The sequence below is a fragment of the Pseudoalteromonas sp. genome, assembly GCF_041629635.1.
GTDB lineage: Bacteria > Pseudomonadota > Gammaproteobacteria > Enterobacterales > Alteromonadaceae > Pseudoalteromonas.
Genome location: NZ_JBFKMX010000168.1, coordinates 1 through 6,688 on the forward strand (window position 1 = coordinate 1; position 6,688 = coordinate 6,688).

6 protein-coding genes are annotated in these 6,688 nt (G+C 41.1%); 2 read left to right on the plus strand and 4 right to left on the minus strand.

The genetic code is table 11. The features are described from left to right. Both ABYD77_RS16855 and ABYD77_RS16860 read right to left on the minus strand, forming a co-directional pair. Positions 1-1,567 (minus strand): sodium:solute symporter family protein (locus ABYD77_RS16855; protein WP_372771262.1); only part of this gene is annotated, 1,567 nt, incomplete at its 3' end. A gap of 11 nt (positions 1,568-1,578) precedes the next feature. Next, positions 1,579-1,842, minus strand: coding sequence for a DUF4212 domain-containing protein (locus ABYD77_RS16860; protein ID WP_372771263.1), 264 nt, complete (start codon positions 1,840-1,842; stop codon positions 1,579-1,581). 371 nt (positions 1,843-2,213) lie between these two features. On the opposite strand from ABYD77_RS16860, the gene ABYD77_RS16865 reads away from it, so the two are divergent. Further along, positions 2,214-5,660, plus strand: a complete 3,447-nt coding sequence (locus ABYD77_RS16865; protein WP_372771264.1) for a PAS-domain containing protein — start codon at positions 2,214-2,216, stop codon at positions 5,658-5,660. 57 nt (positions 5,661-5,717) lie between these two features. Here ABYD77_RS16865 and ABYD77_RS16870 read toward each other — a convergent pair whose 3' ends face one another. After that, positions 5,718-6,053 (minus strand): hypothetical protein, encoded by a 336-nt coding sequence (locus ABYD77_RS16870; RefSeq protein WP_372771265.1) that lies wholly within the window; start codon positions 6,051-6,053, stop codon positions 5,718-5,720. A gap of 4 nt (positions 6,054-6,057) precedes the next feature. Next, entirely contained in the window at positions 6,058-6,312 is a 255-nt protein-coding gene (locus tag ABYD77_RS16875) for a hypothetical protein (RefSeq protein ID WP_372771266.1), read from the minus strand. Between the two features lie 229 nt (positions 6,313-6,541). Here ABYD77_RS16875 and ABYD77_RS16880 point away from each other — a divergent pair. Continuing rightward, positions 6,542-6,688: ACT domain-containing protein (locus ABYD77_RS16880; RefSeq protein ID WP_372771267.1), on the plus strand; the 147-nt coding region annotated here is incomplete at its 3' end.

The window sequence follows — 6,688 nt, forward strand, 5'->3', positions numbered from 1 at the left end:
CAAATAACCAGTTAGCAGGAACGTTCGCACCTGGGTTTACAAACTTGAAGTAAATGATGTAACCAGCGGTGAACACAATACCTGCAATCATACCTGCAATCGCACCTTCTTTATTCATACGCTTAGAGAAAATACCCATTAGCAGCGTCGGGAAGAAGCTCGATGCAGCTAGACCAAAGGCGAATGCCACAATCGCGGCTACATATCCAGGCGGATTAATACCAAAGTAAGCAGAGATGGTAATCGCTATCATTGCTGCAAGGCGCGCGGCAATAAGCTCTTGTTTATCACTGATATTTGGATTCAAAGTACGCTTCAGTAAGTCGTGCGATACCGAGGTTGAAATAACAAGTAGTAAGCCAGCTGTTGTTGAAAGTGCCGCAGCAATACCACCAGCAGCAACTAATGCGATAACCCATGCTGGTAAGTCAGCAATCTCAGGGTTTGCAAGTACCATGATGTCACGGTCAATCTTAACTTCGTTTGCACTGTTAGGATCTTCCATTTTGCCTGCTGAATACTGCATTTTGCCATCGCCATTCTTATCTTCGAATGTGATTAAGCCAGTACGCTCCCAGTTTTTAACCCAAGTTGGTGCTTCTGCGTATTCTGTACCGCTGCCGTCTTTACCATTAATTGTGTCAATTAAGTTTACACGAGCGAACGATGCAACAGCAGGAGCTGTAGTGTAAACAATTGCGATAAATACTAATGTCCAAGCCGCTGAAATACGTGTGTCTTTTACTTTAGGCACAGTGAAGAAGCGAACGATTACGTGAGGAAGACCCGCAGTACCTACCATTAATGCAGCTGTAATTGCGAATACATCGATCATCGATTTAGACCCTTCGGTGTATTGGGCAAATCCGAGTTCGGCACTGAGTCCATCAAGCTTATCAAGTACATACATTCCTGAACCATCAGTTAATGTTGCACCAAAACCTGTTTGCGGTAGTACGTGACCTGTCATCATCAATGAGATAAAAATTGCAGGCACTAGGTATGCAAATACCAGTACACAGTACTGAGCAACTTGCGTATAAGTGATACCTTTCATACCACCTAATACTGCATAGAAGAATACGATTACCATACCAATGTAAACACCGGTTTCGATATCAACTTCTAAGAAGCGAGAAAATACAACACCTACACCACGCATTTGGCCAGCAATGTAAGTAAAGCAGATAAAGATTGCACAGATAACCGCTACCGTACGCGCTGTTTGCGAGTAATAACGGTCACCAATGAAATCTGGTACAGTAAATTTACCAAACTTACGTAAGTATGGTGCTAAACATAGGGCAAGTAGTACATAACCACCGGTCCAACCCATAAGGTATACACCACCGTCGTAACCTACGAACGAGATAATACCCGCCATAGAAATAAATGATGCAGCACTCATCCAGTCAGCAGCAGTTGCCATACCATTTGCTACCGGTGGTACACCACCGCCAGCAACATAGAATTCTTTAGTTGATCCCGCACGTGCCCATATTGCAATGGCAATGTACATTGCAAAGCTTGCACCTACGATGATAAAAGTTAGCGTTTGAACGTCCATTATTATTCTCCTTACTCGTCAACGCCGTACTTTTTGTCTAGCGCAGTCATCTTACGTACGTAAACAAAAATCAGGGCAACAAAGGTATAAATGGCGCCCTGCTGAGAGAACCAGAAACCTAATTTAAAACCAAAGAAACGGATTTCGTTAAGCGCATCGACAAATAAAATGCCGCAACCATACGCAACGACAAACCATACAGCTAATAGCTTTAGCACCAGCGAAAGATTCTCCGCCCAATATGCTTTGGCTTGGTCATTATCTTTAAAAGCCATTTTTATATCCCCTAGTCATGCAAAATTGCACGTTAATTAATCGTCATCATTGACTCTAGCAACGCAAACGCAAGATTAAAGTGCGACCTTAGTCGTAACATTTTGTTTACTTAAGTGGATAAGCAAAAACATTTGTGAACATTAGTTAAGCTAAAACGAGTAAAATTAAGGCTTTCAAGGGCATCAGAGTTACGTTTACGTAAACGTAACTAGTACTTTTTAGCAGTACGTACGACATTAGTCGAATATGTTTGGCAAGTTCCATATTGATTAAGTAAATTCAAGCATTTACTGTTATTTTATTGCTATGCACAGTTTCATCAAAAAATGATAAATTAGCTTAACTTCAGATAAGAAAAATAAGAGTTACTATGACAATCGCGCTAATTTTTGTTGCCTTAGCCTATATTGGCGTGCTGTTTTGGCTCGCCAACTGGGGAGATAAAACCACTGCTTTGGCAAAAAAGATTAGTCACCACCCATTTGTTTACTCTTTTGCGCTAGGTATTTATTGTACCTCATGGACATTTTACGGTGCAGTAGGAACCGCAGCTAACTCAGGATGGAGTTATCTGCCCATCTTACTCGGCCCATCGCTATTATTTCTTTTTGGCCACAGCTTTTTACGTAAAATGATTTTGGTAAGTAAAAAGCAGAATATCACGACCATTGCCGATTTTATTTCAGCGCGCTATGGCAAAAGGCAAGTTACCGCCATCCTAGTTACTTTTATCGCGTTACTAGCCACTATTCCTTACATTGCACTACAACTTAAAGCACTCAGTACCAGCTTTGTGCTCTTACAAAGCAACAGCGAAATATCAGGCAGCATGATGGCCTTAATGGGCACTCTGATTATGGCAATTTTTGCCATTTACTTTGGAACGCGTAAAGTGGATGTTACCGAGTACCGCTCAGGTTTAATGTTAGCTGTGGCGTTTGAGTCGATTGTAAAATTGATTGCACTCGCAGCAGTTGCGGGACTTTCATACTATGTTTTCACCAACTACCAAGATGGTATGTGGGATTACTTTGTAACGCAAATTGCTTTTGGTCAGTGGCAAAAAGAAGATTTTTTCAGTTTCAACTTTGTTGCACAATCATTGATGGCTGCCGCAGCAGTTATTTGCTTACCGCGCCAGTTCCATGTAACCGTAGTCGATAACCAAGATATCAATCATTTAAAAACCGCGCGCTGGGCGTTTCCACTATATTTATTACTTACCGCTGGGATTATTATCCCCATTGCAACTGCAGCTATGCACCCACAAATTGGTGGTAACGCGGCTGCTGATAGCTTCGTATTAGCGCTGCCACTAGCCCAGCAGAGCACCTTCTTATCAACCTTGGTATTTATTGGTGGTTTATCTGCTGCTACTGCGATGATTGTAGTGGCAACACTAACACTCAGCACTATGATCTCAAACGACGTGGTGCTGCCACTGATGCTGCGACGTAAATTTAAACGTAATTTAATAACCACCAGCTACAAACGCCGTATTTTGTTAACTCGTCGTTTAACCATTGCGGCCATTTTAGGGCTCTCTTATCTCTACCAACAGTTATTTGGTAACCAAGCCGCCCTTGCCAGTATGGGGCTTGTGGCATTTTCCCTCGTAACCCAGTTAATACCTGCTGTTGTTGGCGGACTTTATTGGCGTAAGGGTCATGCAAATGGTGTGTATGCAGGCTTACTAGCGGGCTTTGCCTGTTGGATGCTATTTTTAATGCTACCGCTTTTTGAAGGGGGCGTCATTACTAATACCACGATGCAGCAAAATGTGATTACACAAGGTACTTTTGTCGCACTCATCGCTAATATAATTTGTTATATTACCTTCTCACTTGGCGCTAACGAACGCTTGGTTGACCGTATGCAAGCAGCTGCTTTTGTAAATCCAAAAGAGCAGTTAAAGCTGGTTAAACAACACAATAAGCAGATTAATGCGACGGTATATGACTTAAAAGTGTTATTACAAACCTTTTTAGGTATTCAACGTTCTAAACAACTAATTGTGCGTTACACCATGAAGCATGACTTTGCCGATGATAACGATACGCCCACACCTGACTTTGTCGACTTTTGTGAGCGCGCTCTTACTGGTGTACTTGGTGCATCTTCTGCTCGAGTATTAATTGGTGCGGTTATTTCTGGCAAACAAATGGCGTTTGAAGAAGTCGTAAACTTCTTTGATGAAACCACTCAAGCCATTCAGTTTAACCAAAACTTACTATTTACCTCACTGGAAAATCTCAGCCATGGTATTTCCGTTGTTGACAGAAATTTAAAACTAGTTGCTTGGAATAGACGCTACACCGAGCTCTTCGAATACCCAGAAGGCTTTTTAGAAGTAGGCCAGCCGATTGAAGAAGTGATTCGCCATAACGTGAGCAAAGGCGAATGTGGTCCAGGTGAAATAGCAGCGCAAGTAAATAAACGCGTGCAGCACTTACGCAACGGCACATCGCATCACTTTATTCGCCGCAGACGCAACGGCCAAGTAATCGAAATGATTGGTAACCCACTGCCCGATGGCGGCTTTGTAACCTGCTTTTCCGATATTACTGCGCACATAGAAACGCAAAATGCACTGGAAGAGGTCAATATTGACCTCGAAAATCGCATTGAAGCCCGCACTTTAGAGATTCGCTCGATCAATGAAGATTTAGAAGCTCAGATTGAAAAGCGCATTGAAACCGAAGCACAACTTAATCAAGCAAAACTTGAAGCAGAAAAAGCGAATGACAGTAAAACACGCTTTTTAGCGCTTGCTTCGCACGATATTTTACAGCCTCTAAACGCTGCTAGATTATATTTAGCGGCGGTTGACCAAAGCGAGCTTTCAGATAGCAATCTCAGTACCATGGAAAAACTGGGTGATAGTTTAGATTCAACCGTGCACTTAATGTCAGGATTACTTGAAATAGCTAAGTTAGAACAAGGCGCAATGACCCCTACCCCGCGACACTTTCCTATTAACGACATTTTAGGGCCGCTCAGTAACGAGTATGTTATTTTAAGCAAGGAAAAAGGCCTTAACTTTAAAGTACGCAACAATGACGCAATCGTGCATGCAGATACCACCTATTTACGCCGTATTATTCAAAACTTGGTATCAAATGCAGTGAAATACACAGAAACAGGTAAAGTACTGGTTGCCTGTCGTAAGCGTAAACATGAGTTACGAATTGAAGTATGGGATACCGGCCCAGGCATCAGTGAAGTTGAACAAGCAAAAGTGTTTAATGATTTCTACCGCATTCAAAACAACGACAATAAAGGCCTTGGTCTAGGGCTTGGCGTGGTAAAGCGTATGGCTGATATGATGTCATTAAAGCTCGATCTAAAATCAACGCCCAATAAAGGCAGTTGTTTTGCAATTGAAGTGCCTTATGGAGACATTAAATCAGTCCAAGAGAAAACATCCAAAAAAGTCATCCTTGATAATAAACAAATGCTTAATGTATTAATTGTTGATGACGAGCAAGAAAACTTAGATGCCATGGGTGCCTTAATACGCAAATGGGGTTGTGAATACAGTGCCTTTAATGCTGTTGAAAATGTTCTGACGTTTGCTAATGAAAACGAGGCTCCTGACTTAATTTTGATGGATTACCAACTGAGCCATGAATTGGATGGCGTCTCGCTTATTGAAAAGTTAAGAACGCACTGGCAAAGTAAAATTCCTGCGGTACTCATCACGGCAGTACGCGATGATGGGTTAAAACGCAGTACCAAAGAAAAAGGCATTCACTATTTGAGTAAGCCAGTTAAGCCTGCAAAGTTAAAAGCGCTAATAAAACACACCAGCCGGTAATTGAATCATTTAGGTTTCAGACGGTTACTTCTGAAACCTAAATTCTAAGCATTACAATTAAAACTGGTAGTTAACGCCGATAGCAAGTGATGTCGAGTCAAGATCACCCATATCAAAATACTGATCACCTGCATCCATTCCTAAACCAAAATCCCAAACGTATTGCCAACCTGCTTCTAAATCTGAGTCATCCAGCAATAACTTGTCGTCTCGCGAAATTTCATAATCATAAAAATTAGCACCGACTTTCGCGTATAAACTGTTTCGCTTTAAAAGCGGCACAGCGGCTTTACCTGCAAGCACTAAATTTGTTACTTCTAGTTCATCTGCGCCAATATTAAACATTGAGTCATTGCGGTCGCGGCAAGTAAAGCCATTATCAATAATCTTCATATTCTCAGTCACTTGCAGCAATACCAAAATTAAATCCCACTTCAAATGACAGTGTTTGATTGAATTTATAGTTGTAGTAAGAGTAAAAGTAAGTGTAATCCTCATCAGGTGAACTCTTAAGCTCAACATTACCAACAGCAACTTTCCCGCCAAAAGTATGCCTTTTAAGTTCTGTTTGCTCTGCGATATTTGCAAACACGGCTGTTGATGAAATAAGAGATACAACGGCTAACATGCGCGCTATTTTAGAAACTGCCATTTTGTGCTTCCTTTTCAAAAATAAACTAAGGCTAGTAGAATGCTTAGTAGCGAAAATATGTAGGCATTTGTCAGAAATGGTTAGCTAGTTTTAACGCAAAAAAACGAAAAATTATAAAACAAAATTTACTGAAAATACCCTCAAACCATTTATTAATATTTTTTATTGATTACATAATTAAAATATATAAATATACACCCATTACTTTTGCTGTCTGGAACGAGGAACCATGAAAAAAGTACTGCTGGCAGAATGCCCTGATGAACCAGGCCTTATCGCTAAAATAACTAATCTCTGTTTTGAGCATAAGCTTAATATTATTCGCAACGACGAATTTGTAGACCGTGAAAACCATCGTTTTTTTATGCGCACCGCA

Excerpts from the sequence above, each read along its gene's own strand:
- ABYD77_RS16875 (WP_372771266.1), bottom strand. The coding sequence starts at position 6,312 with ATGGCAGTTTCTAAAATAGCGCGCATGTTAGCCGTTGTATCTCTTATT.
- ABYD77_RS16865 (WP_372771264.1), top strand. The coding sequence starts at position 2,214 with ATGACAATCGCGCTAATTTTTGTTGCCTTAGCCTATATTGGCGTGCTG.
- ABYD77_RS16860 (WP_372771263.1), bottom strand. The coding sequence starts at position 1,842 with ATGGCTTTTAAAGATAATGACCAAGCCAAAGCATATTGGGCGGAGAAT.
- ABYD77_RS16870 (WP_372771265.1), bottom strand. The coding sequence starts at position 6,053 with ATGAAGATTATTGATAATGGCTTTACTTGCCGCGACCGCAATGACTCA.